This is a genomic window from Streptomyces sp. NPDC051219, assembly GCF_040682335.1.
Lineage (GTDB): Bacteria > Actinomycetota > Actinomycetes > Streptomycetales > Streptomycetaceae > Streptomyces.
On record NZ_JBFBAS010000018.1, the window covers coordinates 93,516 to 120,191 of the forward strand.

The 26,676-nt window shown below is 71.3% G+C and carries 22 protein-coding genes and 4 pseudogenes; 17 read left to right on the top strand and 9 right to left on the bottom strand.

The features are described 5' to 3' along the window. Positions 1 to 176: 176 nt before the first annotated feature. Positions 177 to 521: pseudogene (locus AB0M62_RS21295) on the bottom strand (NAD(P)H-dependent oxidoreductase); the annotation flags it as partial. Positions 522 to 1,042: 521 nt separating this feature from the next. Here AB0M62_RS21295 and AB0M62_RS21300 point away from each other — a divergent pair. From AB0M62_RS21300 to AB0M62_RS21315, 4 genes and pseudogenes are all read left to right on the top strand, one after another. Then, entirely contained in the window at positions 1,043 to 1,222 is a 180-nt protein-coding gene (locus AB0M62_RS21300; protein WP_366075825.1) for a hypothetical protein, read from the top strand. 355 nt (positions 1,223 to 1,577) lie between these two features. Further along, on the top strand, positions 1,578 to 2,009 hold the full coding sequence (gene panD / locus AB0M62_RS21305; RefSeq protein WP_366075826.1) for an aspartate 1-decarboxylase: 432 nt from the start codon (positions 1,578 to 1,580) through the stop codon (positions 2,007 to 2,009). Positions 2,010 to 2,040: 31 nt separating this feature from the next. Next, positions 2,041 to 2,718: an arylsulfatase gene (locus AB0M62_RS21310; protein ID WP_366075828.1), complete on the top strand. Its 678-nt coding sequence runs from the start codon at positions 2,041 to 2,043 to the stop codon at positions 2,716 to 2,718. Between the two features lie 56 nt (positions 2,719 to 2,774). Continuing rightward, positions 2,775 to 3,219 (top strand): annotated as a pseudogene (locus tag AB0M62_RS21315) (nitroreductase family deazaflavin-dependent oxidoreductase). Positions 3,220 to 3,530: 311 nt separating this feature from the next. On the opposite strand, the gene gndA reads toward AB0M62_RS21315, so the two are convergent. Then, on the bottom strand, positions 3,531 to 4,973 hold the full coding sequence (gene gndA, locus AB0M62_RS21320; protein ID WP_366075829.1) for an NADP-dependent phosphogluconate dehydrogenase: 1,443 nt from the start codon (positions 4,971 to 4,973) through the stop codon (positions 3,531 to 3,533). A gap of 195 nt (positions 4,974 to 5,168) precedes the next feature. Here gndA and AB0M62_RS21325 point away from each other — a divergent pair, with 195 nt between their 5' ends. Next, positions 5,169 to 6,410, top strand: coding sequence for a transglycosylase family protein (locus AB0M62_RS21325; protein WP_366075830.1), 1,242 nt, complete (start codon positions 5,169 to 5,171; stop codon positions 6,408 to 6,410). A gap of 33 nt (positions 6,411 to 6,443) precedes the next feature. Here AB0M62_RS21325 and AB0M62_RS21330 read toward each other — a convergent pair. Next, positions 6,444 to 7,268 (bottom strand): annotated as a pseudogene (locus AB0M62_RS21330) (DMT family transporter); the annotation flags it as partial. Positions 7,269 to 7,484: 216 nt separating this feature from the next. Between AB0M62_RS21330 and AB0M62_RS21335 the strand changes: the two are divergent. Beyond that, the gene (locus AB0M62_RS21335) at positions 7,485 to 8,246 is read left to right on the top strand and encodes a (2Fe-2S)-binding protein (RefSeq protein WP_366075831.1); all 762 of its coding nucleotides are present in this window, start codon (positions 7,485 to 7,487) and stop codon (positions 8,244 to 8,246) included. A 56-nt stretch (positions 8,247 to 8,302) separates the two neighbouring features. After that, on the top strand, positions 8,303 to 9,757 hold the full coding sequence (locus AB0M62_RS21340) for an SDR family NAD(P)-dependent oxidoreductase (protein WP_366075832.1): 1,455 nt from the start codon (positions 8,303 to 8,305) through the stop codon (positions 9,755 to 9,757). Positions 9,758 to 9,821: 64 nt separating this feature from the next. Here the strand turns inward: AB0M62_RS21340 and AB0M62_RS21345 are convergent, their stop codons facing one another. Then, entirely contained in the window at positions 9,822 to 10,382 is a 561-nt protein-coding gene (locus tag AB0M62_RS21345; protein WP_366075856.1) for an inositol oxygenase family protein, read from the bottom strand. A 316-nt stretch (positions 10,383 to 10,698) separates the two neighbouring features. On the opposite strand from AB0M62_RS21345, the gene AB0M62_RS21350 reads away from it, so the two are divergent. Together AB0M62_RS21350 and AB0M62_RS21355 are read left to right on the top strand one after the other, a co-directional pair. Next, entirely contained in the window at positions 10,699 to 10,869 is a 171-nt protein-coding gene (locus tag AB0M62_RS21350; RefSeq protein ID WP_366075834.1) for a hypothetical protein, read from the top strand. A gap of 191 nt (positions 10,870 to 11,060) precedes the next feature. Then, the gene (locus AB0M62_RS21355; RefSeq protein ID WP_366075835.1) at positions 11,061 to 12,044 is read left to right on the top strand and encodes an NAD-dependent epimerase/dehydratase family protein; all 984 of its coding nucleotides are present in this window, start codon (positions 11,061 to 11,063) and stop codon (positions 12,042 to 12,044) included. A gap of 19 nt (positions 12,045 to 12,063) precedes the next feature. Here the strand turns inward: AB0M62_RS21355 and AB0M62_RS21360 are convergent, their stop codons facing one another. From AB0M62_RS21360 to AB0M62_RS21370, 3 genes and pseudogenes are all read right to left on the bottom strand, one after another. Then, positions 12,064 to 13,425, bottom strand: a complete 1,362-nt coding sequence (locus tag AB0M62_RS21360) for an amidase family protein (protein ID WP_366075836.1) — start codon at positions 13,423 to 13,425, stop codon at positions 12,064 to 12,066. Continuing rightward, a complete protein-coding gene (locus AB0M62_RS21365) occupies positions 13,422 to 14,834 on the bottom strand; it encodes a lipase maturation factor family protein (RefSeq protein WP_366075837.1) in 1,413 nt (470 codons plus the stop codon). The genes AB0M62_RS21360 and AB0M62_RS21365 overlap by 4 nt, the downstream gene beginning before the upstream one ends. 46 nt (positions 14,835 to 14,880) lie before the next feature. Further along, a pseudogene (locus tag AB0M62_RS21370) lies at positions 14,881 to 15,389 on the bottom strand (DUF1990 domain-containing protein). Positions 15,390 to 15,588: 199 nt separating this feature from the next. Here AB0M62_RS21370 and AB0M62_RS21375 point away from each other — a divergent pair. The 3 genes from AB0M62_RS21375 to AB0M62_RS21385 all read left to right on the top strand — a co-directional run bounded on the left by AB0M62_RS21375 (position 15,589) and on the right by AB0M62_RS21385 (position 19,909). Continuing rightward, entirely contained in the window at positions 15,589 to 16,821 is a 1,233-nt protein-coding gene (locus AB0M62_RS21375) for a DUF6777 domain-containing protein (protein ID WP_366075838.1), read from the top strand. Positions 16,822 to 16,872: 51 nt separating this feature from the next. After that, complete coding sequence (locus tag AB0M62_RS21380) at positions 16,873 to 18,933, top strand: SpoIIE family protein phosphatase (RefSeq protein ID WP_366075839.1); 2,061 nt, start codon at positions 16,873 to 16,875, stop codon at positions 18,931 to 18,933. Positions 18,934 to 19,033: 100 nt separating this feature from the next. Beyond that, positions 19,034 to 19,909: a DNA-formamidopyrimidine glycosylase family protein gene (locus AB0M62_RS21385; RefSeq protein ID WP_366075840.1), complete on the top strand. Its 876-nt coding sequence runs from the start codon at positions 19,034 to 19,036 to the stop codon at positions 19,907 to 19,909. Positions 19,910 to 19,957: 48 nt separating this feature from the next. On the opposite strand, the gene AB0M62_RS21390 is transcribed toward AB0M62_RS21385, so the two are convergent. Further along, on the bottom strand, positions 19,958 to 20,596 hold the full coding sequence (locus AB0M62_RS21390; protein ID WP_366075841.1) for a zf-HC2 domain-containing protein: 639 nt from the start codon (positions 20,594 to 20,596) through the stop codon (positions 19,958 to 19,960). Positions 20,597 to 20,756: 160 nt separating this feature from the next. Between AB0M62_RS21390 and AB0M62_RS21395 the strand changes: the two genes are divergently transcribed. From AB0M62_RS21395 to AB0M62_RS21415, 5 genes are all read left to right on the top strand, one after another. Next, on the top strand, positions 20,757 to 21,572 hold the full coding sequence (locus tag AB0M62_RS21395; RefSeq protein ID WP_366075842.1) for a response regulator transcription factor: 816 nt from the start codon (positions 20,757 to 20,759) through the stop codon (positions 21,570 to 21,572). 185 nt (positions 21,573 to 21,757) lie between these two features. Beyond that, positions 21,758 to 22,684 (top strand): FkbM family methyltransferase, encoded by a 927-nt coding sequence (locus AB0M62_RS21400; protein ID WP_366075843.1) that lies wholly within the window; start codon positions 21,758 to 21,760, stop codon positions 22,682 to 22,684. Between the two features lie 162 nt (positions 22,685 to 22,846). Continuing rightward, positions 22,847 to 23,227 carry a hypothetical protein gene (locus AB0M62_RS21405; RefSeq protein WP_366075844.1) on the top strand — a complete coding sequence of 127 codons (381 nt, stop codon included), beginning with the start codon at positions 22,847 to 22,849 and terminating at the stop codon, positions 23,225 to 23,227. 5 nt (positions 23,228 to 23,232) lie between these two features. Beyond that, the gene (locus AB0M62_RS21410; RefSeq protein WP_366075845.1) at positions 23,233 to 24,963 is read left to right on the top strand and encodes a cation acetate symporter; all 1,731 of its coding nucleotides are present in this window, start codon (positions 23,233 to 23,235) and stop codon (positions 24,961 to 24,963) included. Beyond that, positions 24,960 to 26,162, top strand: coding sequence for a histidine kinase (locus tag AB0M62_RS21415; protein WP_366075846.1), 1,203 nt, complete (start codon positions 24,960 to 24,962; stop codon positions 26,160 to 26,162). The genes AB0M62_RS21410 and AB0M62_RS21415 overlap by 4 nt, the downstream gene beginning before the upstream one ends. Before the next feature lie 55 nt (positions 26,163 to 26,217). Here the strand turns inward: AB0M62_RS21415 and AB0M62_RS21420 are convergent, their stop codons facing one another. After that, entirely contained in the window at positions 26,218 to 26,676 is a 459-nt protein-coding gene (locus AB0M62_RS21420) for a hypothetical protein (protein ID WP_366075857.1), read from the bottom strand.

The following is a 26,676-nucleotide window of genomic DNA, read 5'->3' on the forward strand; positions in this document are numbered from 1 at the left end:
CCCTCCGCCCGGGACTGCAGGGCCGCCCTGGTCACCTCCGCGCCGAGGCCGCGCAATTGGTCCGCGACCGCCTGGTCGGTGAGGCGTCCTTCGCCATCGAAGACCCGGGAGGACCGCGGGACCGCGAACACCAGCGGCACCGCCCAGCCGCGCAGCGACCGCACGATGAACTCCATCGCGTTGATCGCCTGCAGGCCCTGCACTCCACCGGCGGTCGTCAGCATCCCCACGGGTTTGTTGCTGTGGTCGGCCAGGAGAGCGAGCCAGTCCACCGCGTTCTTGAACGCGCCGCTGACCGACCCGTGGTACGTCGGGCTGCTCCACAGCAGGGCGTCGGCGGCCTGAACGGTGTCCGCAAGCCGGCGGGCGGACGCAGGGATCCCGTGCTCGGACGTGTAGAACGGAAGATCCAACCGCTTGAGGTCGATCACCTGGGTGTCGGCGCCCGCATCAGCAGCCCCCTCGACCGCCACACACAGTGCGGTGAGGCTGGTCGACGGGGTGCGCAGCGAACCCCCCATTCCGACGACGAGCGGGGGCGCGCCATCTTGTCAGCTCCTTCAGAGCATCTCCAGGGGCGTGGGCCCGCTGGGCGGCGGGAGCGCCTCGTCGAGGGCGTCGAGCGCCTCGGCAGGAAGGTGGAGGTCTGCCGCGCCGCGGTTCTCCCGAACGTGGTCGGGTGATCCGGAACGCGGGGGCCGCCGGGTAGGAAGTGCGCGGACAGCCAGGCCAGGAAGCAGGGCCGCGTCATTCTCGTGATGGGTCGGGTTGCGGCGTGATGCGCAGGATACCTGTTTGGTATTGGTGTGTCAGCTGATGCCCAGGGTATCGAGGGGCGGTTGTGGTGGCGGAGTCCTGTGGGCGATGTTCGTCCAGCCGTCGAGTCGGGGGGCGAGGACCAGGTTGCGCAGGCCGGCCATGGCGCGGGGTGCGGTGCCGGTGTGTGCGCGGGAGGAATCCTCCCCGAACGTCAGGTGGGACTACTGCAGGGCTGGGGCACATCTGACCTGGCTTGCCATCAGGCAGGCTGAGGGATGGAGCAATGCCCAAGCCGTATCCCAATGAGTTCCGCGAGGACGTCGTGCGGGTCGCGCGTAACCGCGAACCGGGCGTCACCCTGGAACAGGTTGCCGCTGACTTCAGGGTCCGCCCGGCTTCGTTGAACAAGTGGCTGCGCCGCACGGACGTCGCCGAAACCGCCAGGTCCGTCTGGGTCGATTGACCCCGTCGAGTACGAGACCATCATGGCTTCTCACGCAGCACTCGCTGCATAAAACCGGCCTGTCACCCGATCGTGCAGCAGTCCCAGTAACTCGCTGGAGGCCCTCGCTTGCCTGACGATCCATCAGGAAAGTCAGCATAAAATCAGCATCAGTCCGAGACAGATTTCCGTACATGCTCCTGCTCGACGGCTTCGCGGCAGCTTGATTTGCGCAGATCGCGCAGGTGAGAAGCCTGCTTGCCACGGCGCACGATGTTGTGGAAAGTCTTCGAGTCGAAGGCATGCCGATGTACAGTGAACGACGCCCCTGACCTGCATGAAGCAGGCAGGGAGCAGACAAATCGGGAGTGTCTCCGTGCTTCGTACCATGTTCAAGTCCAAGATCCACCGGGCCACGGTCACCCAGGCCGACCTGCACTACGTCGGGTCGGTCACGGTCGACGCCGATCTGATGGAGGCGGCGGATCTGCTGCCCGGCGAGCTCGTCCACATCGTCGACATCACCAACGGCGCCCGCCTGGAGACGTACGTGATCGAGGGCGAGCGGGGCTCGGGCGTCATCGGCATCAACGGCGCGGCAGCCCACCTCGTCCACCCCGGCGACCTGGTCATCCTGATCAGCTATGCCCAGGTCGAGGACGCGGAGGCACGCACGCTCGTACCCCGGGTCGTCCACGTCGACGCCGACAACCGGATCGTCGCGCTCGGAGCCGACACCTCGGCCCCCGTCCCGGGCACCGACACCGAACGTAGCCCGCACGCCCGCGCGCTGGTGCCCGGGCAGTGACGCCTCCGCCAGAGCGGTGACCGTGCCGGCCATGCTGCATCTGCTTCACACCTCGCCCGTCCATGTCCCCGTCTTCGACGCACTCGCGGAGGCGGACCACCCCGGTCTCGGGCTGCGCCATCTGGTGCACGAGGAGCTGCTCGACCGGGCTCGCACGGACGGTCCCCACGCCGTCGCCGCCGACATCCGTGCCGTGCTGGGCACGGCGGTCGCCGGGGGCGCGACGGCGTTCCTGTGTACCTGCTCGACCATCGGCGGTGTCGCCGAGGCGGCCGCCTCGGCGATCGGGGCGCCCGTCCTGCGCGTGGACCGGCCGATGGCCGCCGATGCGGTGGCAGCGGCGCCAGGCCGGCCCGTTGTGCGGATCGTCGTGATCGCCGCGTTGCGGAGCACCCTGGAGCCGACCGTCGCGCTGATCCGCGAGGAGGCGGCGCGGGCCGGCCGCTCGGCCGACGTACGCACCCGGCTCGCCGAAGGAGCCTGGGAACGGTTCGAGACGGGCGACCGGACCGGATATCTCGGCGTGGTGGCCGAGACGGTGAACGCGGTGCACGCGGAGGCGGACGCGATCGTGCTGGCCCAGGCGTCGATGGCGGCGGCCGCCACGATGGCCGCCCCCGGCGTGCCCGTACTGTCCAGCCCGCGTCCCGGGCTGCGCGCGGCGGCCGGCATCGTCCGCAGCTGTGCGTCCGGCGGCAACCCGGCCTAGGGTGAAGGCCGTTGGCGGCCACAGGCCGGGTGTGCGGTACGGGCTTCAGGAGTGGCATGGCCCAGGACGAGGAAGTCGCGATCAGTCCCGAGGGCTGGGTGGCCCGGCAGGCACGTCTGTATGAGGAGTCCGGCGGCAGGCACCCAGGGCACCACCGTGCAGGGCGCGCCGTGCCTGCTGCTCGACCACCGGGGCCGCCGCACCGGGCAGTGGCGGCGCACCGTGCTGATCTACGGCCGGGACGGCGACGACTACCTGATCGTCGGGTCCAACGGCGGCTCGGCCAGGCACCCCTTGTGGTACGTCAACCTGGAGGCTGAGCCGGACGTCCGGCGCCGGGTCGGCACCGAGCGCTTCGCCGCCCGCGCCGAGACCCTCGGTCCCGAGGACAAGGCCCGGGTCCCGCCGCACCTCGCGGAACTCTTCGCCCCGTACGAGAGCTACCGGAAGAAGACCGCGCGGGACATCCCGGTCGTCCGTCTGCGCCGTACGAAGGACTGAACTCCAACGGCGTACGCGACGAGTGGACCTGACGGGCGAGGGCAGCCGCAGGGGGTGAGAGTGGGCGAGAAGGCCCGCTCCCCGACCACCGGAAGGCCGTCATGACCCAGCCGCCCCCCGACCCCGTACCTCCCGTGCCCACTCCGCCGCCCGGGCCGGGCGGACCGGACCCCGGGCCGCTGCCCGGACCGGTGCCGCCGCCCCCGGGTCCGCCGCCGTACCCGACACCGGACCCGGTACCGCATCCGCCCGGGCCCGACCCCGTACCGGAGCCGAGCCCACAGCCCGGACCGCTGAGCTGACCCGTTCGGTCAGCCGGCCTCGACCTCGGACCGGTCGCCGCCCCAGAGAGTGTGGAACGACCCCTCCCGGTCCGTGCGCCGGTAGGTGTGTGCGCCGAAGAAGTCGCGCTGGCCCTGGGTGAGGGCCGCCGGCAGCCGCTCGGCACGCAGCGCGTCGTAGTAAGCGAGCGCGGCCGAGAATCCCGGCGTCGGCACACCCTGCTGGGCGGCGGCCACGACCACCGCGCGCCAGTCGTCCTGAGCGGCGCCGATCTCGTCCGCGAAGGTCTTGTCGGAGAGCAGGCTCGGCAGGGCCGGCTGAGCGTCGTACGCGGCCTTGATGCGGTCCAGGAACGCGGCCCGGATGATGCACCCGCCGCGCCAGATCGCGGCAACCGCGCCCGGGTCGACGCTCCAGTCGTACGCCTCGCTGCCCGCCTGGATCTGGTGGAAGCCCTGCGTGTACGACACGATCTTCGACGCGTACAGCGCCTGCTCGACCTGATCGGCGAACCGCGCCGCGTCCGCCTCCCCGAGTGCCTGCGCCCGGGGGCCGGCCAGCCCACGCGAGGCATTACGCAGGTCGGAGTGCCCGGAGACCGAGCGGGCGAACACGGCCTCGGCGATGCCCGACACGGGCACACCGAGGTCCAACGCGATCTGCACGGTCCAGCGGCCGGTGCCCTTCTGCTCGGCCTGGTCCGCGACGATGTCGACGAAGGGCTTCCCGGTGGCGGCGTCGGTGTGCGCCAGCACCTCCGCGGTGATCTCGATGAGATACGAGTCGAGCCTGCCGGTGTTCCAGGTGCGGAACGTCTCGGCGATCTTCGCCGGGCTGTAGCCGGCCACGTCCCGCAGCAGGTGGTAGGCCTCGGCGATCAGCTGCATGTCCGCGTACTCGATGCCGTTGTGCACCATCTTGACGAAGTGACCGGCGCCGTCCGGACCGATGTGCGTGGTGCAGGGGCTGCCGTCCGCCGCCTTCGCGGCGATCCTCTCAAGCAGCGGGCCGAGTGACGTGTACGACTCGGCCGAGCCGCCGGGCATGATGCTCGGTCCGTGCAGCGCGCCCTCCTCGCCGCCCGAGACACCGACGCCGACGAAGTGGATGCCCTGCTCGCGCAGTTCCTTCTCGCGCCGCCGGGTGTCGGCGAAGTGGGCGTTCCCGCCGTCGATGATGACGTCGCCCGGCTCGAGGAGCGGGGCGAACTCCCGGATCACGGCGTCCGTGGGCTCGCCCGCCTTGACCATGATCATCAGGCGTCGGGGGCGCTCCAGCGCGGCGACGAATTCCTTGGCCGTCTCGGCCGGCACGAACGCGCCCTCGTCACCGAACTCCTCGACAAGGCTCCCGGTCCTGGCGTAAGTGCGGTTGTGCACGGCGACCGTGAAGCCGTTGCGTGCGAAGTTGCGGGCGAGATTGCGGCCCATCACCGCGAGCCCCGTGACACCGATCTGGGCTGTGTTGCTCATGCCGTGCTCCTGCGGTCCGTCGGAGTGCGTACGCGTGCGACGCTACCCCTCCGGCCGCCGGCACGGGCTGCTTGCAGGGCCGGGAGCGATCAACGGGCCGTACTCGGGGAGCCTTTGGTGGCCGAAGACCGTCTTGTCATGGCCTGTTCGCAGCGTCTAGTTTTGCGGCTCCTGATGTCTTGGAGGGGGCTCCCCATGGCCGTTCGGGGTCGACACCGCCGGTACCAGCCGAGCAGTATCAACCGTGCTTCACTCTCGGTGACGGCGGGAGGCGCCGGTATGGTGCTGCCGCTCGTCGGGGCGGGCACGGCAGACGCCGCGTCGGTGGATGTGTGGAACAAGGTGGCGGCCTGTGAGTCCACCGACAACTGGAAGATCAATACGGGCAACGGCTACTACGGCGGGCTCCAGTTCAGCCAGAGCACATGGCAGGAGTACGGCGGTACGGCCTACGCGCCGCGGGCGGATCTGGCCACCAGGGACCAGCAGATCGCGATCGCCGAGAAGGTGCTGAAGGGCCAGGGGCCGCAGGCGTGGCCGGTGTGCTCGGTACGGGCGGGCCTCACCCGGGGTGGGGACGCTCCCGACATCGCGCCCGAGCCGAGACGGAAGACACAGCAGGCACAGCCGTCGAAGCGGGCCGCGCAGCCGAAGCAGGCCACGCAGCAGAAGCAGCCGGGGAAGCTTGCCGACCAGCCCGCGGGTACCGGCAGGGCCTACACGGTCGAAGGTGGTGACACCCTGTCGGGGATCGCCGACGAGCAGCGGGTCGGGGGCGGCTGGCAGCAGCTGTACGACGCCAACCGCAAGGTCATCGGCAGCGACCCCCATCTGATCTACCCCGGTCAGCGGCTCATCCTGCGTCTGCTGGACAAGCCGGCCCCGCCCGCGCGGACGAGTCCCGCGGAGACAGGAGCCGCGGAGACAGGACCCGCCGAGACGAGGCCGGCACAGCCCCGGCCCGCCAAGGCCCCGCCCAAGCAGAAGCAGCGGACCGCCCCGGCGTCCTCATCGAAGCAGACCGTGCAGTCGGCCGGCTTCTCCGCCCCCGTCGCGGCAGGGCCCAGCACCCCGTACCGCGCGGCCGGCGCATCCTGGTCCAGCGGCTACCACACCGGCGTCGACTTCCCCGTCCCCACCGGTACCTCGGTCAGGGCGGTCGCCCCGGGGGAGGTCGTCTCGGCCGGGTGGGCCGGAGCGTACGGCTACCAGGTCGTCGTCCGGCACGGAGACGGGAAGTACAGCCAGTACGCCCACCTCTCCGCGCTCACCGTGCGGGACGGCCAGAAAGTCGGCGGAGGGCAGCGGATAGGCAGGTCCGGATCCACGGGCAACAGCACCGGACCGCATCTGCACTTCGAGGTGCGAACGGGCCCCGGGTACGGATCGGACATCGACCCCGTGGCCTACCTGCGTGCGCATGGCGTCACGGTCTGAGGCGTCCGCGGAGGAGCCGTCGGCGGAGGACCGCTGCGCCAGCCGTTCCGTCGTGAGGAGGACCAGCCCGCCCGCCGCCGTCACGCCGCATCCGAGCGCCAGCACCGTGCCCGTCACGCCGTACCGGAAGGTCTCGCCGAAGAGCGTGATGCCCACCGCTGCCGCGATCACCGGGTTGACGACTGTGACGGTGGCCAGCGGTGCGGCGAGTCCTGCGCCCCGGTAGGAGGCCTGCGAAAGCAGCAGTCCAGTGGCCGCCAGCGCCGCGATCACCAGCATGCTCGGCAGCTGGGCCTGGGGCGCGCCGGCCGTCCAGTCGACCGCGACGGTCTTGGTGAACACCGAGGCGATACCGAAGGCCACACCTGCCGCGCCGGCCAGGATCACACTGCGCACCACCGGGCGGTGCACCCGCCGGGCGGCCACGAAGAGCACGGCCACCGCTCCCGCCGTCGTCACCGCGAGGGCGAGCCGCTCGGCGCCGGCCGGCGTCTGGGCGTCGGCGTTGCCGGTCAGCGACAGCAGCCCGGCCAGCCCGGCCGTGGCCATGACGGCGCCCCGCCACGCGGTCGGCCCCGCCTTGCGGCGCACGAACAGGGCGGCCATGGGCAGGGCGAATACGATGGTGAGGGCGCCGAGCGGCTGGACCAGACTGAGCGGCCCGTACGCCAGAGCCGCCACGTGCAGCAGCGCGCCGACGCCGTTGAGTGCCACCGCCGTCCACCAGCGGCCGCTGCGCAACGGGGCGTAGGGAGCGCGCGCCGCCGTGGTGGCCACGCGTTCCTGAAGGATCGCCCCGGCCGCGTAGGCGACCGCGGAGACGAGTGAGAGAAGCACCGACAGCGCGAGGGCACTCACGGTGTCCTCCGCTGCGGCGATCGGTCGGCGTCCATGGCCCCAACGATGCCTTCGGGAGGGGGGCGGCGTCGTCGTCCTTGAGCACGCAATCGGGCGTACTACCTCCGCAGTACGAGTCTATGGCGGAAGTCGTCCTCCCGAAGGTCGCCCGAGGTCAGGGGCGAAGACACTGCCCCGGCTACGGTGACCCCGGTAGCGCGACGAGGGGAGCGGAGCATGGACCTGGCGGAGTCCGGATCGGTCGGGGGCTTCTTCGCGCTGCGGACCGGCCGGCCGGGCGGCGGAGCGTACGTGCCGCTCGCCCGGGTGTACGCAGGGCAGCCGGCGGGCCCGCATGAGTCCGGGCAGCCGGGTCGGCGGGAGCCGGGGACGCTGGCCGGTCGGATCGACAGGGTCGCCGACCGGCTCCGGACGCCAGAGCGGCGCGTCGCCGCGTCCATCGCACACCTGGGGCTCGCGGCCCGGCTCTGGTCCGTCGCGCTCGGCCCGGCCGCGCTGTACGGCGAGGTCCCCGACCTCGATGCGGAGGGCCTCTTCTGGGACCCGCTCCGGACCGCACCGGACGATCTGGTGCTGGCGGCGCCGCGCACACTTCCGGCCAGCGCGGAGTCGGTCCGCGCGACGGTGCAGTACGGCCATCTCGTACCGCTCGCTGCGGCGCTGCGACGGGAGTGCCGGATCTCGGAACGGCTGCTGTGGGGCAACGCCGGATCGGCGCTGGCAGGCGCTGCCCGGGAACTTCGGCTATGGGCCGCGAAGCACGGCCGGCCCGAGGTGGCGGAGCGCGCCGCGGCGCTGGCAGGAGAGCTGTTCAGCCACCCCGACCTGCGGTCCACCGGCGTGCTGGGCCCGCAGTCCTTCCGTCGCCGCAGCTGCTGCCTCTACTACCGGTGCCCGGGCGGCGGACTGTGCGGGGACTGCGCCTTCGACCGCCCGCCCGGAGTCACCGGTTTGGCGCAAGGCCCCTCGGCTCCGTAAAGTTCCGCTTTTGGGACTTCACGCAGCAGCACGAGTGATCGAGGAACGCAACGGCCATGACGGTGACAGAAGAGATTCAGGTGTACGGGCCGGGAATCGACCCGGAGCGCCTGGCCGTCTGCCTGAGCGTGCTCGAGGAGCTCGACAAGCTGGACGTCGACCACCCGGACGCGATCGCGGTACGGCGTGCCACGGCCGGTGTCTACCGCACGGTGAAGCAGCGCCGCCGCCAGGAGCGCAGGGCCGCCAAGACCGCCCACGACAAGGCCGTCACGGAGGCGACCGCCACCGGCTCGGCCGAGCGGATCGACGACGAGACGCAGGGCGTGCTCCCGTCCTCCGCGGTCACCGGCGAGATCGCCGGCATACTCCAGCGCCCGAGGTCCTGCTACATCTGCAAGACCAGGTATGTCGAGGTCGACGCGTTCTACCACCAGCTGTGCCAGAAGTGCGCCGCCGAGAACCGGGCCCGCCGCGACGCGCGCACGGACCTGTCCGGACGGCGGGCGCTGCTCACCGGCGGCCGGGCGAAGATCGGCATGTACATCGCGCTGCGGCTCCTCCGCGACGGGGCGCACACCACGATCACCACCCGTTTCCCCAACGACGCGATCCGCCGCTTCAAGGCGATGCCGGACAGCGCCGACTGGATCCACCGCCTGAAGATCGTCGGCATCGACCTCCGCGACCCGGCGCAGGTCGTCGCGCTCGCCGATTCGGTGGCCGCCGAGGGCCCGCTCGACATCCTGATCAACAACGCCGCGCAGACCGTGCGCCGCTCGCCGCAGGCGTACAGCGAACTGGTCGCCGCCGAAGCGGCGCCGCTGCCCGCCGGTGAGCTGCCCTCGGCCGAGGTGATCGGCGCGTTCGGCAGCGGGGCGCAGGCCGCGCTCCCGTCCGGCGCGCAGAACGTGCTGAGCGCGCAGGACGTCACGGATCTGGCGCTCGTCACCGGTTCCGCCTCGTTGGCCAGGATCGAGGCCGGTACGGCGATCGACGCGGGCGGACTGGTCCCCGACCTGCACGACACCAACAGCTGGGTCCAGACCGTCTCGGAGGTCGACCCGGTGGAGCTGCTCGAAGTGCAGCTGTGCAATTCCACCGCGCCGTTCATCCTGATCAGCAGGCTCCGCCCGGCGATGGCCGCGGCCGCCGCCCGGCACAAGTACGTCGTGAACGTCTCGGCGATGGAAGGTGTGTTCAGCCGCGGTTACAAGGGAGCCGGCCACCCGCACACCAATATGGCGAAGGCTGCGCTGAACATGCTCACCCGCACCAGCGCCCAGGAGATGTTCGAGTCGGACGGCATCCTGATGACCGCCGTGGACACCGGCTGGATCACCGACGAGCGGCCGCACCCCGACAAGATCCGGCTGGCCGAGGAGGGCTTCCACGCCCCGCTCGACCTGGTCGACGGCGCCGCCCGCGTGTACGACCCGATCGTGCGCGGTGAGGACGGCGAGCAGCTTTTCGGTTGCTTCCTCAAGGACTACGCGCCCGCCGCCTGGTAGCCGGACCTGGCGCCTCGGAGGTCAGTCCCGGCACGCCATGACGGGGTGTCAGTAGCCTGACAGGCTATGAAGGAATCCCGGAGGCCCACTGCGCGGCGCTCACCAGCTCCAGCACCGGACGCCAGTCCTCCATGATGCCCGCGTCTAGCCCGACGACCTTTCCGGCGTCGTCGGCCTGACGCAGGGTCAGTGCAGCCTCCGCTTGCGGGTCGTCCATGAAGGCTGCCGCCTCCGCCCGGCTCATCACGCCGCCCTGGAGAGTCAGCGTCCGTGCGCTCTGCGGCGAGAGTCCGCGTCCGGGCTCCACCGTCGCGAGATAGCGCTTCGCGGGTACGTGCAGTGCGACGAGGCGGGCGACCCGTGCGCCGAGAAGCGGGCGTACGGCGTTCGCGGCATGATGAGCGTGCCCCGGGTCGTCGCCGGGGTGCAGCAGATGTCCCAGATCATGGACGAGCCCGGCCACCTGGAGTTCTTTGTCGGCAGGGTGCGAACGGCGCAGCAGATGAGCCGTCTGCAGGGCGTGATCGTGGAGATCCACGGGGTCGCCGCTGCGGTCGGGTGCGTCCCAGGCCCCCCGGCAGGCGTGCAGCAAGGACATCAGCTCTTCGACACTGCGTATTTCCACACTGCGTAATTCCACGCGGACTCCTCCCCGGACCTGCCGCCGACACTCCGAGCAGACCACGGGCGGATGAACACCGAGCTGAACGGAGAGCGTCGAAGAGCGGACAGTCCGGAATCGATCCCCCATCGAGCGGTACCCCGCTCAAATGGGTACTCTGAGGTCCACGGACAGCCACACAAGGCCGAATCCGACAGAGCAACGGCGCCACCGCGACCGCGAACAGGCAATTTCCCCTGCCCAACGGACGGCCACGGCGGTCGGCTTCAGGCCGTGGCGGGAACGTCCGAAGGGTTACGCGACACATGAGGAGTGCGCGGTGACACCAGAGATGACGAAGGAAGAGAAGGACCCCGACGAGGGCGCTGAACGGGCCGGCCGGCCCACAGAACTGCGCAGCCTCGAAGTGTGGGCCCGGTCGGCACCCATCCGGCTCGCTGGGTACGAGGACGACCTTGCGGAGCCGCACATCCTGCCCGGGATCGACTGAGATTCCACGGGCGGAACCGGCACCCCTGCGGCCCCGCGAGCCGCAGGGGCTCACCCCGGGATCACCCGTCCGGAGCAATGGCAACGGTCCGGAGACAAGAACCGGCCAGAGTGCGCCGGGTGGGCCGGTCCCGATTCCGCTCTGAGCATGCACGGGTTCCCGGCGCACCTGCCGCGGGCAGGGTGAGGGCCATGAACCTGCTGATGCTGGGTGGCACGGAGTTCGTGGGACGTGCCGTCACCGAGGAGGCACTTGCCCGTGGTTGGGCGGTGACCGTGTTCCACCGCGGCAACCACGAGCCACCCCCGGGCGTTTCCGTACTGCACGGCGACCGCGCCGCCGCCGACGGCCTCGCGGCTCTTGCCACGGGGCACTGGGACGCCGTGGTCGACACCTGGTCGGCCGCCCCGTCGGCGGTAAGGGACGCCGCCCGGCTACTGGCCGGGCGGGCGGGCCGGTACATCTATGTGTCGAGCCGGTCCGTCTACGCCTACCCCACGGGGGCGGGCCTGGACGAGAACGCCCCGCTGGTGGACGGTTCGCCCGACGCGGGCGAGGTCGAATACGCGCGGGCCAAGCGTGGCGGGGAGCTGGCGGCTGTCGCATCCTTCGGGGACCGGGCCCTGCTGGTCCGGGCGGGCCTGATCCTCGGCCCGGGCGAGAACATCGGACGGCTGCCGTGGTGGCTCGGGCGGATGGCGCGCGGCGGGCCGGTACTGGCCCCCGGACCCCGGGAACTGGACGTGCAGTACATCGACGTCCGGGACCTCGCCCGGTGGACCCTGGACGCGGCCGAGCGCGGGCTCGGAGGTCCGTACAACCTGGTCTGCCCGCCGGGGCGGACCACCATGGGGGAATTGCTCGACGCCTGTGCACGGGTGACCGGGTCCGACGCCGAACTGCGCTGGACCGAACCGGAAGTGGTCCTGGCGGCCGGTATCGAGCCCTGGACGGACCTGCCGGTCTGGCTGCCGCCCGGCGAGCAGCACGAGACCATGCACCGCGGTGATGTGACCAAGGCCCTGGCGGCCGGCTTGCGCTGCCGTCCGGTCGAGGAGACCGTCGCCGACACCTGGACCTGGCTCCAGGGTCTGGGCGGCGTCGCACCCCAGCGCCCGGACCGCCCACGGGTCGGCCTTGACCCGGAGACGGAGGCCAAGGTCCTGAGCGGCTGACCCCGGCCGCCCGCGCCGGTCAGCCGAGCGGTGCGGTCCGCGGCCACGGCCGCAAGGTCTCCAGCAGCCCGGCGACTTCGAGCAGCCGACCCTCACCGCCGGGCAGCGCGACCAGCTGTACGGAGCAGGGCGCGCCGCTCGCAAGCGTGCCGAACGGCAGCGTGAGGGCCGGCCATCCGGCCAGGTTCCATGGCGGAGTCAGCGGCGAGTAACGGGTGTTGACCAGCAGATTGGGCAGCCAGCCCCGCTCGTGCCAGGGCGCCGCGGCGGGCCCGCGCCGGGCCAGTGCCGGGGTGAGGAGTACGTCGTACCGCTCGAAGAACGGTGTCAGCCGCTGCCTCAGCCGCGCCCGGTGGTCGGTGCGCATCAGCGGCGTACGGGCGGCCAGCCGGCCGACGGCGGCGTGGCGGCGGGTGCGGCGGGTCAGGAGGTGCGGATCGAGTCCCTCGGCGTCCTGCGCCGTGCCCGCGGTCCACCGGGCGAGGACGGCCGGGCCGAGGCCGAGCGGATACGGCGGGTCGGCGCGCCGTACCGTCTGCCCGGCGGCGGCGAGCAGCCGGGCGGCCTCGCGCACCGCCTCGGCGTAGGGGCGGCTGATGGTTACGCCCGGCAGCGGGCTGCGGGTGGACACGGCTATGCGCCGGACGGGCGGCTCCGCCGTCGGCTGTGGGGCCGGCTGTGGTTCCCCGTCCGCGAGTACGGCCAGCATCAGCCGTGCGTCCTCGACGGTAGTGGTCAGCGGACCGTTCTCCGCCATCGAGAACCAGTCGCCGTTGCCGATACCGGCCGGCACTATCCCGAGCCCCGGCTTGAGGCCGATCAGCCCGCAGTTGGCGGCCGGGATGCGCAGTGACCCCATGCCGTCGTTGCCCAGCGCGACCGGCACCATCCCGGCCGCCACGGCGGCGGCGCTGCCGCCCGAGGAGCCGCCCGCGGTGCGCGAGAGGTCCCAGGGGTTGCGTGCTGTGCCGTGCACACCGTCCGTCGTGCCGAAGACGCACAGCTCCGGCACGTTCGTCAGCCCGACGACAATCGCCCCGGCCGCCCGCAGCCGGGCGACGGTGACATGGTCCTCGTCCGCCGGCGCGGTGGAGCTGGCGGCCGAGCCGTTGCGGGTCGCCTCCCCGTGGACCGCCAGATTGTCCTTGACGGCGACGGGCACACCCGCCAGCGGCAGCCGGTCCAGATCGGTGCGGGCGGCGAGTTCGCCCGCCTCGGCGAGGGCGGCCTGCCCGCGTACGGCGCGGAAGGCGCCGATGCCTCCGTCCAACTCCCCTATACGGGCGAGATGCTGGGCGACGACCTCGCGCGGGGTGACTCGCTTCTCCCGTACGGCGGCGGCTATTTCGGCGGCGGTGCGGCCTGTCCACGTCGTGGTCACGGCCGCACTATACGGGCGGGCGGCAGGAATTCCCGTACGAATGTCCGATGCCACCAGGCGCCCGTGGTGCGCAGCTCCCGCCACGTCGTGAAGCGGTACCGGTAGACGCGGGCGCGGACGTACGTCGGCGGGGCGTCGGGAAACGGGTTGTGCCGCAACAGGCGCAGCGTGTCCCGGTCGTTCTCCAGCAGCCGCTCGACGAACGGGGCGAACCAGGACTCGGCGTAGGCGGGGGAGAGCGCCGCGAACCACATCATCCAGTCGAGGCGCAGGTGGTAGGGGGCGTACTGACGCGGCAGGCGGCGCGGATCACCGGGTTTTCCCTTGAAGCCGTACTCCCGCCACACCGTGCCCTCGTGGAGAGCCGGCTCGTCCGTGCCCTCGACCACCACTTCGTGCCGTACCCGGCTGATGCTGCCGAACGCGCCGTAAGCGTTGACCAGGTGGAGGGAGTCGAAAGAGCGGTTCATCACCTGGCGGCGGGAGAGCAGATTGCGGGCGGGCCGGTAACTGAGCACCAGCACCAGGACGGTGACGGCGATCACCATCACCTCGTACCAGAGCGGTGGAGAGGGGAGAGGAGGCGGCTCGACGATCAGTGAACCGTCGAACGCGGACAGGGCGAGCACGATGGTCAGCCAGTTGAGCCAGGCGAAGTTCCCCGAGAGCACCAGCCACAGCTGCGTCACGGCAATGACACACGCCGCCACCGAGGCCACCGGCTGGGGGGTGAAAAGCAGCACCGGAACGACCAGTTGAGCCACATGGTTGCCCGCCACCTCGACCCGGTGGGCCGGCTTCGGCAGATGGTGGAAGAACCAGCTGAGCGGACCGGGCATCGGCTGTGTCTCGTGGTGGTAGTCCAGACAGGTCAGTTTGCGCCAGCAGGGATCGCCGCGCAATTTGATCAGCCCCGCGCCGAACTCGACCCGGAACAGCGTCCAGCGCAGCAGCCACAGGATCAGGACGGGTGGCGCGGTACGGTCGTTGCCGAGAAAGACGGCGAGGAATCCGGCCTCCAGAAGCAGCGACTCCCAGCCGAAGCTGTACCAGGTCTGGCCGACGTTCACGATCGAGAGGTACAGGGCCCACAGGACGGCCCACATCAGCATCGCGCCCCACAGCGGCACGGCATCGGCGGCGCCGCAGGCCACGGTCGCGGCCAGCAGTGCGCCGGTCCATGCGCAGACGGCGAAGAGGCGGTCCGAATAGCGGAGTTGGAAGAGACTGGGCGCCTTCCGGAAGGGCACGCGCCGGACGAACGCGGGCACCGGCAGCATGCCCCGCTCGCCGATGAGCGCACGGAACTGGAGCGCCGCCGCGAGGAACGCTACGACGTAGATGCCGGCCAGCGCACGCTGGAAGAGCAGTCGGCTCAGCCAGTACTCGGGTGCGGTGAACCACTCCATCGCGGGCGCTCCTTCGACGCCACCCCCGGGGCCGGTACTTCCAGTATCAGGTGCCGGAGGCGATCCGACGCAGCGTCTTCCCGCAGCGCCGGGCGTACAACCGCTGCAGGACCGGCACAACGGGCCCCGCGAGCCGGGAGTACCAACGGGCCGGGCGGCTGAAGGCGGTCACCGTGAACCACACCGCCCCGTCCGCCGCCATATGGACGACGAACGACTCCTCGCCGCACTCGGGATGCCGGCCCAGGGTGCCGTACGCGAACCCGTCCGGTCGCTGCCGTACACCGTCCAGACCACCTCGCAGGGGGCGACGATCCGCAGCGGCCCGAACCCGACCGCCAACTCGACCGTTCCTCCTGGCTCGGCGCGCCCCCGGTCGGCCCTGATGCGCACGCCCGCCCGCCGGTGCATCCGGAACGTGGTCACCGCGGCTCCCGCCGCCTCGAACACGGTTCGGCCGTGCCCGACCAGGGTGCGGTGGTGGAGGTGGTGGTACCCCGCGGGCAGCGGACGGTGCGCTGTCGCTCCCCTCTCGGGGTAGGTGAGTGCGCTCACGCCGCCGTCTCCTTCGGCCCGTACCGATGCACGCCGGGAGCGTGCCCCATTCCGACTCGGACCCTATGCCGTGGCCGGACGTACCCGAACCGGAGGTTCGGACGGACGCTCCCGGCTTGCGGGGGTACTGGGCGTGCTGGAGAAATGAAGAGCCAATCAGACAGATTGCGGCCGTACAGAACATGGCGGGAGAAACCCTGTGCCTGGACCGATGCGCTCCTTCGCTCTGGCCGCGGCACTGACCGTGTCTCTGCTCGTCCTCGTCGTCGCGGGCTGTGGAGGCGGCAGCACCGCAAAGAACAAGTCGACCCTTCAGGAAGTTCTCCTGCAGCCGGTCGCGGAGCAGGGCCGCAACCCGTTCACCAGATCGACGGCGATCCCGGGCGCGCCCGGGAAGCGTCCCCCGGGCCCGGCGGGCACCCCCGCCTCCGCCGGCGGGAAGCCCGTCCACATGGTCTTCGGATCCACCGCGGGCCTGTACGGCGGTACGCGCTCCCTCGGCAGCTGCGACATCGAACAGCAGGTCCGCCTCCTCGTGGCGGACCAGGCCAGGGCACGTGCCTTCGCCCGCACGAGCGGCATTTCCGAGGCCTCCGTCCCCGAGTACCTGCGTGGCCTGACCCCGGTCCTGCTGCGGGCGGACGCCCGGGTCACCGGCCACGGCTTCCGGGACGGCGCCGCCCACGCCTACCAGGCCGTGCTTCAGGCCGGCACGGCCGTGCTGGTCGACTCCTACGGGATGACGCGCGTCCGGTGTGCCTCCGGGAGCCCGCTGCTGCCGCCCGCGACGACCCGGAAGGGCATCGTGCACCGGGGCACCACGTGGGCGGGCTACGACCCCGCCAAGGTCGTCGTCGTCAAGCCTGCCCCGGGCGTGATCGACAGCCTGGTGATCGTCAATGTCACCGACAACACCTGGATCGAACGCAAGACCGGTGACGACGGGGCACAGGACCGGCCGGTGGCGGTCCCGCCGCCGTACGGGCCCGACGACGGCTTCCCCACCGGCGGGCTGGGCACTCGGCCCACCGAGCCGACCGCCTCCCCCCAGGCTGCGAACCCCCAGCAGCCGGCGGTACCGCAGCAGCCCGTACAGCCGCAGCAGCCGGTGCAGCCGGTGCAACCCGAGATGCCGGCGGAGGACATGCCCATCGAGGACATGCCCGTGGAGGCCATGCCCATGGAAGACATGCCCGTGGAGGACATGCCGGCCGAGGACATGCCGGCCGAGGACATGCCGGCCGAGGACATGCCCGTGGAAGACATGCCCGTGGAGGACATGCCCGTGGAGGACATGCCGGCCGAGGACATGCCCATGGAGGACATGCCCATGGAGGACATGCCGGCCGGCCCGGCCGGCCCCGAGTATCCGTTCCCGCAGGCCGAAGAGTTCGAGACGGACTACACCGACTTCCTCCAGGGGGAGGCCTAGGCCGAACCGGGTCGTGTCGGACAATCACGCAAAGAAGGTCATGGTGGATCGGTGCCGACCACCGCAACGCTGCCGGACGACTGGCCCGCCCTCCCGGACCTGAGCCTCGCCCTCAACCGCATGGGCAGCTTCGACTGGGACCTGAGCACCGGCCTCATGCACATGGACCGGACCGCCCTCGAAGTATTCGACCTGCGCCCCGACGAGTACGACAGCCGCCCGGAGTCCCTCACCCGCCGTGTCCCGCCCGCCGAGGCCGTCCGGCTCGACACGCTCGTCACCCGGGCACTCAAGAGCGGCTCCACCTCGTACGGCGCCTACTTCCGCATCCGCCGCCGTGACGGACGACTGCGCTGGACCCACACCCAGGGCCGCATCCTGCGCCACGACGGTGACGGCGACGGCGACGGCCGCCCGCACCGCATCATCGGCATCGTCCGCGACGCCACCCCGGAGCTGTCCCAATCGGCCGAACGCCTCGGCCTGGACGAGGAGCGGCGCAGACAGACCTCCGTCGTCGAAGGCACCACGGCGGCGCTCGCCCATGCCCGCACCGTGCAGGACGTCATCGACGCGCTCAGCGACTCCCACGGCATGGAACGACTCGGCTCGATGGGATTCATCATGGGCCTGGTCGAGGCGGGGCGCATCCACCTGGTCGCCGAGGGACCGCCCGGCAGCTTCGTGCCGGGCACCCGGTACACCCGCATCGACGAAGAGTTTCCGATGAGCGAGGTCGTGCGGACCCTGCAACCCCGGTTCATCGACTCCCGAGAGGAGTTCGCCTCGCGGTACCCGCAACTGTGGTCGCGGATCGCCTGGATGGACTTCTCGGCCGCCGCTTATCTGCCGCTGATCGCGCAGGCCCGCCCGATCGGCGCACTGGGGTTGCTCTACCAGGACAAGGGCCGGTTCTCCCAGGAGGAGCGTAATCTGCTGGTTGCCCTCGGCAGCAGCATCGCGCAGAGCCTCCAGAGGGCCATGCTGCTGGAGCAGGAGCACGATCTCGCGGAGGGCCTTCAGCAGGCGATGCTGCCGCGCCGCATTCCGGCCGTACCGGGCGCCGAGATCGCGGTCCGTTACCGGGCGGCACGCATGGGCCGGGACATCGGCGGTGATTGGTACGACGTGATCCCGCTGCCCGGCGGCCGGGTCGGCACGGTGATCGGAGACGTGCAGGGCCACGACACCCACGCGGCCGCCGTGATGGGTCAGTTGCGCATCGTCCTGCGGGCCTACGCGGCCGAAGGCCACTCGCCCGCCACGGTCATGACCCGTGCCTCGGTCTTCCTGCACGAGCTGGACACCGACCGCTTCGCGACCTGCACATACGTCGAGGCCGACCTCTCCACCGGCGTGCTCCAGATCGTGCGCGCCGGGCACATCGACCCGCTGCTGCGCGACCGGCACGGAGACTGCCGCTGCCTGCCGGTGGACGGCGGTATGCCACTTGGCCTCTCCGCCGAGTTCGGCCGCCTCGAGTACCCGGTCACCACGGTCGAACTCGACCCGGGCGAAACCCTCCTGCTGTGCACCGACGGGCTCGTCGAACAGCCGGGTGCCGACCTCGACGACGGGGTCCAGGTACTCACATCCCTGGTCCGCGGTGGGCCGGGGGATCTGCAGAAACTCGCCGACCGGCTGTGCGAGGCAGGCGACGAGGGCGGTGGCGACGACGACATGGCACTGCTTCTGATGCGCCGCCGCACGACCGACGCCCCCCAGGGCGGCGGCCGGCTCCAGCAGCACGTCGCCCAGAACGACCCGCAGGCGCTCTGCTCGGCCCGCCACATGATCCGTGCGGCGGCCCGAGCCTGGGGGGCCGAGGAGCGCTCGGACGAGATCGCGCTGGTCGCGGACGAACTGGTCACCAACGCCCTGCTGCACACCGACGGCCCGGCGACCGTCACCATCCGCGTTCTCACCGGTCCCGAACGCCGCCTGCGCGTCGATGTGGAGGACCGCTCCAGCGCACTGCCCCGCCGGCGGGAGGCCGGCGAGACGGGGCTCTCGGGCCGCGGCCTGATGCTGGTGGAACGGCTGTCCGACGTATGGGGTGTGGAGCCCCGGGGCAGCGGCAAGTGCGTGTGGTGCGAGTTCGCCGTGGCGTGAGGCGGTGCAGAACCCGCGACCGGGCGGGTCCGAGCCACGGCGGGCGCGCGTCGCTGTCGCTGCCGCGCGGGCGACGGGCCGGTGAGGCAGGCTGGAAGACATGCCGGAACTGCCGGAAGTCGAAGCGCTCAGGGCGTTTCTGACCGAGCACCTCGTCGGTCGGAGGGTAGCCCGCGCCATGCCGGTCGCCGTCAGCGTGCTGAAGACGTACGACCCTCCGCTCTCCTCCCTCGAGGGGCAGGCCGTCACCGCAGTGGACCGGCATGGCAAGTTCCTCGACATCACCGTGGGCGAGAGCGGCGCGGACGCCCTCCATCTGGTGACGCACCTCGCCCGAGCCGGCTGGCTGCAGTGGAAGGACCAGGTCCCCGCCACGCCGCCCCGGCCCGGCAAGGGGCCGCTGGCCATGCGGGTCGTACTCGACTCCGGTGAGGGGTTCGACCTGACCGAGGCCGGCACGCAGAAGCGGCTGGCCGTGTACGTCGTACGGGACCCGGCCGAGGTGGCGGGCATCGCCCGGCTCGGGCCGGATCCGCTCGGCGAGGACTTCGACCGGGCCGCGTTCGCCGCACTGCTCGCCGGGGAGCGGCGTCAGCTCAAGGGCGTACTGCGCGACCAGAGCGTGATCGCGGGTATCGGGAACGCGTACAGCGACGAAATCCTGCACGCGGCGAAGATGTCACCGTTCAAGCTCGCCGCTCACCTGACGGACGACGAGGTGGGCCGGCTGTACGAGGCCATGGAGCACACCGTGCGTGAGGCGGTGGAGCGTTCGCGCGGGGTGGCCGCCGGCCGGCTCAAGGCGGAGAAGAAGAGCGGGCTGCGGGTGCACGGCCGTACCGGCGAGCCGTGCCCGGTGTGCGGGGACTCCATCCGGGAGGTGTCGTTCAGCGACTCCTCGCTGCAGTACTGCCCCACCTGCCAGACCGGCGGCAAGCCGCTCGCCGACCGGCGGTTGTCCCGGTTGCTCAAGTAGCGGCGAGCGAGCCTGCCGGGATTTCGCCGCATCGCACAGCCGCGCGGACTACAGGCCGATGCTGACCAGCCGCCTCCCGTCCGGTGTACGGACCTCGAAGTGGTCGATCTCCGCACGCCCCAGCGCCGCGCCGCCCTGTGCGACCAGGGGTTCGTCCGAGCCCGCGGCCACGGCCCAGGTGGTGACGGTCTGCTCCTCACCGTTCCGGCCGACCGCTACCAGCGAACACGTCGACGGGCCGGGCACATGCGCGACCCGCAGCCCGACATCGGTGCCCCACTCCTTCTCCTCCAGAGCGAGCGCGGCGGATACACCGGTGACCGCGTCCGTGGCGCTGAACTGCCGCCCGGCGCCGTCCCCCCGGCTCTGCACCGCCAGCGCGGCTGCCGGAGCCGCGAGGATCAGCGCGGCCGCCGCGGCGATCAACCGCAGCCGGCGCCTGCTGCTCCTGCGGCGGCGCGCCGTGACCTCGTGCATCAGCCGGTCCAGCAGTCCGGGGTGTGGCGGGGCGGGCGGTCCGCCGTCGTTCAGCGGGGCCAGCAGCGCTTCGACCCCGGCCAGCTCGCTGAGCCGCATCACGCACATGGCGCAGCCGGCCAGGTGCTCCTCGAAGCGGAACGTTTCCGCCGGATCCAAAATGCCGAGCGCGTACGCGCCGGCGTCTCGGTGCCGCTGGTGCGGGCTCATGGGCCATTCCTTGCGTGTCGAGCGCGTTCTGCGGGGGGTGGGCGGGGTGTCGTCCTGAAATACGGAGGCGGGGGTACTTCTGCTCACGGCCGGCGGCAGACAGTCCGGCCGTCGACACACACGGTTCCGGGCCGACCTGGTCCCGCCTACACTCCGCTGCATGCTGCGAGCACTGGCCGTCGACGACGAGAGACCCGCTCTCGAGGAGCTGCTGTATCTGCTGCGCGCCGATCCGCGGGTGCGGAGCGCGGAGGGCGCGACCGACGCCACCGAGGCGCTGCGCCGGATCAACCGGGCGCTCGACGCGGGACCCGACGGCGAGGACGCCATTGACGTGGTGTTCCTCGACATCCACATGGCCGGGCTGACCGGCCTCGACGTCGCCCGACTGCTCGGGGGCTTCGCCCGGCCCCCGCACATCGTCTTCGTCACCGCCCACGAGGGCTTCGCGGTCCAGGCCTTCGACCTCAAGGCGGTCGACTACGTCCTCAAGCCGGTCCGCAAGGAGCGGCTGGCCGAGGCGGTGCGCCGGGTCTGCGACCACTTGCAGGCGGCCCGTGACTCCCGTTCCGCCCCGGCCGTGGCCGTTGAGAGTCCGCAGACCGGTCATCTCCGGGCAGGTGCCGGCCCGGCGGGAAGCAGTGCGGACCAGATTCCCGTCGAACTTGGCGGACTCACGCGCTTCATCCCGGTCGACGACATCGCGTATGTCGAGGCGCAGGGCGACTACGCCCGGCTCTACACGGGCGCGGGCAGCCATCTCGTCAGGATTCCGCTCTCCACTCTGGAAGAGCGCTGGGCGTCGCGGGGCTTCGTCCGCATACACCGCCGTCATCTCGTGGCGCTGGGGCGGATCGACGAACTGCGGCTGGACGCCGGGACGACGAGCGTGCGGGTCGGCGAGGCCGAACTCGCGGTCAGCCGCCGCCACGCGCGGGAGCTTCGGGACCTGTTGCTGCGCCACGCCCGGCGCTGACGTCGACCTGCCGAGGAGGACGCCGCCACGAGGTCGTGCGCCGACGCCCGTACGCGCCCGTAGGTATACGACGCCGGAGGCAACATCACCCGACACACCGCGAAGACGACCGTGCCGACGTACTTCGCTGGCCTAGGCTCCCCGGTGTCGGTCCTCCCCCCAACCACTCCTCGATCGGATGACTCATGCCTGACCGTGTGAACGGCGTTGACGAAGCCACCCGCTCGGAGCGTGTGACGGACCTGGTGAGGCTCGCCAAGCGAACCGGGCCCCTGTTCCGCGTCGCGTCGAGCTTCGCCTCGCCCGCGAACCGGGCTCATCCGTTCCGGGCTGTCGTCCGCACGGTCAGCTACGACGTGAGAACGCGATGGCTCGGCAGACCCACCGTGGCCCGTCTGGGCGAGCGGTCGCTCCTCGTCTCCTATCGGGGAGAGACGAACTCACCGCACGCCGTCTACCGCAACCCGCCCAACTGGCCGGAGATGGGGGTGTGGCAGCGGCTGCTCAAGCCCCGCGATCTCTTCGTCGACGTGGGCGCGAACATCGGCGCCTACACCATTCTCGCCGCTGAGTGCGGAGCCGACGTGATCGCGGTCGAGCCGAACGCCCGTAATGCCGACAGGATTCGCGAACACCTCCGGATCAACAACTACCGGGCGGAGGTGGTGGAAAAGGTGCTGGCCGACGCACCCGGGGTCTTCCGGATGACCAGCGATCTCGACAGCCTCAACCACTTGCTCCTGGGCGAGACCGACGAGGGCGAGAAGGTGGAGGCCACCACCCTTGACGAGGTCGTCGAGTCCCGCGACGTGGCCGGGGTGAAGATCGACGTCGAAGGTGCGGAACGTCTGGTCCTGGAGGGCGCGACAAAGGCGCTCAACGAGCAGCGCATCCGTGTGATCCAGCTCGAATGGAGTGAGCACCGGGCGCAGCACATGCTCGGGGAGAGCCGCGGCTCTGTGGCTGATCTGCTCCGCGGCTACGGATACCTGCTGCACCGTCCCGACCGGCGGGGACGCATGTACCGCATCGACGGCGAGGCCTTCTGCGGGCGTGACGTCTTCGCGGCGCTGGAGGATCTGTCCGGACTGATGGTCCCGCTTCCCCGGTAGCCGCGGTCGGTGAGCTTCCGTACGGCGAACCGGCTTCCCGTCGGAACCGGCTTCCGGAACCGGCTTCCCGTCGGACCGGCTTCGCGTCTACCCGCGGTAATCGTCGCTGCGTAGACTCCACTCCGCCCCGACAGCCGCCGAGAGATGCCGGAGCGGACACCGATGTCTGCAGAGCAGTCCCCCCGCCGCGAGACCGTCACCGGAGTGCCCCGCAATGCCCGGCGGCGGCCGCCCGGGCATGCGCCCGCCCGGTCCGAGATCAACGAGCAGACCACACTGGGCACCACCTATGTACGCTCGCTGATGCGCAGCCAGCTGCGGACGGCTCTTCTCGCCCTCGGCGTGCTGGTGCTGGTCGTCGGCACTTTGCCGCTGCTGTTCGCGCTCCCGCGTGCCTCCGGTGCGCTCGCGTCCCCCTCGCCCCTTTTGTGGCTCGTCCTGGGTGTCGCGGTCTACCCCGTACTGGTGCTCATAGCCCGCTGGTACGTCCGACGGGCCGAACGCAACGAGCGTGACTTCACCGGTCTCGTCGAAGGACGCTGACGTCGGTGAACCAGGCGTACGCCGTCCCCGCGGTTACCGTGGTCGTGCTGGGGACCGTGGCTCTTGGCGCGCTCGGGCTGCGGGTATCCCGTACCACCTCGGACTTCTACGTCGCCTCCCGCAGTGTGAAGCCCGGTCTCAACGCCGCCGCGATCAGCGGCGAGTACCTCTCCGCCGCATCGTTCCTCGGTGTCGCGGGCCTCGTCCTCCTCCAGGGCCCCGAGATGCTCTGGTACCCGGTCGGATACACAGCCGGTTACCTCGTCCTGCTGGTGCTGGTGGCCGCCCCGCTGCGTCGGTCCGGCGCCTACACCCTCTCCGACTTCGCCGAGGCGCGGCTCGAATCGCAGCACGTCCGCCGGCTCGCCAGTCTGTTCGTCGTCGGTATCGGCTGGCTGTACCTGCTGCCCCAACTCCAGGGCGCGGGGCTGACGCTGGAAATCCTCACCGGCGCCCCCGACTGGGTCGGCGGGGTCGTGGTCGCCCTGGTGGTGACTGGGGCCGTCGCCGCCGGCGGCATGCGCAGCATCACCTTCGTCCAGGCCTTCCAGTACTGGCTCAAGCTGACCGCCCTGGCCGTCCCGGCCCTCTTCCTGGTGCTGGCCTGGCTGGGTGACGACGCGCCGCGTGCGCGCTTCGCCGAGCCGGCGACATTCCGCGAGCACACCACCGTGCGGGTCGACGACACCGTACGGATGGAGCTCGCCGAGCCGCTGCGGGTCACCGTCACCGGGTCGGTCGACGACGAGCGGTACGACGACGAGCCCCTCGCGCTCGCCCCCGGCGCCCACCTCATCGAGGCCGGGACCACCCTCCGCTTCCCCGCCCGTGCGCAGGTGCCGGAGAAGGCCGACCCGGCCGGGGCAGGCGGGTCGAGCTGGTCCCAGCCGCTCTCCAGCAGCCGGGAGGAACACCCGCTGTACGCGACGTACGGGCTGATCCTCGCCACCTTCCTCGGCACCATGGGACTGCCGCACGTCGCCGTCCGCTTCTACACCAGCCCCAACGGCAGCGCCGCGCGCCGCACCACCCTCGTCGTCCTCGGCCTGGTGGGCGCCTTCTATCTGCTGCCGCCGGTGTACGGCGCGCTCGGCCGGATCTACGCGCCCGAACTCGCGCTCACCGGGGAGGCGGACGCCGCCGTACTCGTTCTGCCCGAGCGGATCGTCGGAGGCGTCGGCGGGGATCTGCTCGGCGCGCTGCTGGCGGGCGGCGCGTTCGCGGCCTTCCTTTCCACCGCCTCGGGGCTGACCATGGCGGTGGCCGGCGTACTGACCCAGGACGTGTTGCCGACGCGCGGGGTACGGCACTTCCGGCTCGCGACCGTGGTCGCCATGGGGGTGCCGCTCGCGGTGAGTACGGTGGCCACCAACGTTCCGGTGGCCGATGCGGTGGGTCTCGCCTTCGCCGTGTCCGCCTCCTCGTTCTGCCCGCTGCTGGTACTGGGCATCTGGTGGCGCGGGCTGACCCCACCGGGCGCCGTGGCAGGGCTGGTTGTCGGCGGCGGGGCCGCGCTGACCGCCGTGATGGCCACCCGGGCCGGCGTTCCCGGCGGGGGCTGGCCGCACACACTGCTGGCCTGGCCGGCCGTGTGGTCCGTGCCGCTCGGCTTCCTGACCATGGTGCTGGTGTCGCTGGCCACCCCCAGCCGCATCCCGGCCGGCACCGCCGCCACGCTCGCGCGCCTGCACCTCCCGGAGAACCTCGCCCAGCAGAGCGGCGGTGCGGAACGGTGAGCGCGGCCGTCACCGCGGCCTCGGCCGCCGCCGCGACCGTGGTCGTCGCCGTGGGCTTCGCCCTCGGCCGGCTGACGGCACGACGCGGCCGCAGGGCGGACCTCGACCTCGGCACCCCCGTCGAACGGGCCACCTTCCACACCCTGCACACCGCCTCCCTGGCCGCGCCGCCGCTGCGGGCCGGACTCACCGAGGACACCGCGCGCAAGGCAGCCCGCACGCTCCGCTCCCTGCTGGGGACGGAAGCGCTCTGTGTCACGGACCGCGAGACCGTGCTCGCCTGGGACGGGCCGGGCGGCGGCCATCACCAGGAACGGGTGATGCCGCGGGTGGCCGAGATGCTCGACTCCGGGCGAAGTCAGAGCATCCGGACGCACTGCGAGGACCCCGACTGCCCGCTGCGCTGGTCGGTGATCGCCCCGCTGACCGGCGAGGAGGGCGTGCTGGGCGCGCTCGTCGCCTACGGCTCACGGGAGTCGGCCGTGCTGGTCAGGGCCGCGACCGAGGTGGCCCGCTGGGTCTCCGTGCAGCTGGAACTCGCCGAGCTCGACCGGTCGCGCACCCGGCTGATCGAGGCGGAGATCCGGGCGCTGCGCGCTCAGATATCGCCCCATTTCATCTTCAACTCGCTGGCCGCGATCGCTTCGTTCGTCCGCACCGACCCCGAGCGGGCCCGTGAACTCCTCCTGGAGTTCGCCGATTTCACCCGCTACTCGTTCCGCCGGCACGGCGACTTCACCAACCTCGCGGACGAACTCCGCTCCATCGAGCAGTACCTCGCCCTTGCCGGCGCCCGCTTCGGCGACCGGCTGAAGGTGACCCTGCAGGTGGCTCCGGAAGTGCTGCCCGTCGCGCTGCCCTTCCTGTGCCTCCAGCCGCTGGTGGAGAACGCGGTCAAGCACGGCCTTGAGGACTCCGTCGACGAGTGCCGGATCACGATCGCGGCCCAGGACGCGGGCGCCGAGGCGGTGGTGACCATCGAGGACAACGGAGTGGGCATGGACCCGGCTCTGCTGCGCAGGATCCTGGCGGGGGAGAGCACCTCGTCCTCCGGGATCGGACTATCCAACGTCGACGAACGCCTGCGTCAGGTGTACGGGGACGACTACGGCCTGGTCATCGAGACGGGACAGGGAGCGGGCATGAAGGTCACGGTCCGGGTACCCAAGTACCGGGCGGGGGTGCACTCCCAGCGGTGACGTGTCGCGGACCGCGCACATCTCACACGTCAGCACTGCGCGCACACCTCACACGTCAGAACAGATGGATCGCCAGGTGCCCCAGAGGCAGTCCAAGCTGCCATGCCGGAGTCCACACCTGGTTGCTCTCGTCCACCGTGAGGTCCGTCTGGTGCCAGGGATTCGCCGTGTCGAGGTCGGTTGCCAGCAGTTCGGTGCGCTCCAGCCACCACCAGGTGGCCCTGGCGAGTTCGAGGTCCGGATCGGTGCCGGACTCCGTGCCCCGCTCCTCGTCGATACAGGCGAAGCGTTCGCGCACCCAGTCCTGCCAGGGGTGGCCGTACGCCGTCAGGGACAGCCACTCGTCGAGCCGCGAGATGACCCGGATCCCGGAGAGTTCACCAGCGCTGTCCGAGAGGTAGATGGTGAGTGCAAGGGTCTGCCTGCCGGACCGGAACTCGAGTGTGCCGGACGGGATCAGGTTGCCGGTGCGCAGCAGTTCGTCGGCGATGTACTCGGCGTACAACCACGCCAT

Coding starts and splice junctions, on each gene's coding strand:
- AB0M62_RS21300 (WP_366075825.1), top strand. CDS start 1,043: ATGCCCAAGCCGTATCCCAATGAGTTCCGCGAGGACGTCGTGCGGGTC.
- AB0M62_RS21310 (WP_366075828.1), top strand. CDS start 2,041: ATGCTGCATCTGCTTCACACCTCGCCCGTCCATGTCCCCGTCTTCGAC.
- gndA (WP_366075829.1), bottom strand. CDS start 4,973: ATGAGCAACACAGCCCAGATCGGTGTCACGGGGCTCGCGGTGATGGGC.
- AB0M62_RS21325 (WP_366075830.1), top strand. CDS start 5,169: ATGGCCGTTCGGGGTCGACACCGCCGGTACCAGCCGAGCAGTATCAAC.
- AB0M62_RS21335 (WP_366075831.1), top strand. CDS start 7,485: ATGGACCTGGCGGAGTCCGGATCGGTCGGGGGCTTCTTCGCGCTGCGG.
- AB0M62_RS21340 (WP_366075832.1), top strand. CDS start 8,303: ATGACGGTGACAGAAGAGATTCAGGTGTACGGGCCGGGAATCGACCCG.
- AB0M62_RS21355 (WP_366075835.1), top strand. CDS start 11,061: ATGAACCTGCTGATGCTGGGTGGCACGGAGTTCGTGGGACGTGCCGTC.
- AB0M62_RS21365 (WP_366075837.1), bottom strand. CDS start 14,834: ATGGAGTGGTTCACCGCACCCGAGTACTGGCTGAGCCGACTGCTCTTC.
- AB0M62_RS21385 (WP_366075840.1), top strand. CDS start 19,034: ATGCCGGAACTGCCGGAAGTCGAAGCGCTCAGGGCGTTTCTGACCGAG.
- AB0M62_RS21390 (WP_366075841.1), bottom strand. CDS start 20,596: ATGAGCCCGCACCAGCGGCACCGAGACGCCGGCGCGTACGCGCTCGGC.
- AB0M62_RS21395 (WP_366075842.1), top strand. CDS start 20,757: ATGCTGCGAGCACTGGCCGTCGACGACGAGAGACCCGCTCTCGAGGAG.
- AB0M62_RS21400 (WP_366075843.1), top strand. CDS start 21,758: ATGCCTGACCGTGTGAACGGCGTTGACGAAGCCACCCGCTCGGAGCGT.
- AB0M62_RS21405 (WP_366075844.1), top strand. CDS start 22,847: ATGTCTGCAGAGCAGTCCCCCCGCCGCGAGACCGTCACCGGAGTGCCC.
- AB0M62_RS21420 (WP_366075857.1), bottom strand. CDS start 26,676: ATGGCGTGGTTGTACGCCGAGTACATCGCCGACGAACTGCTGCGCACC.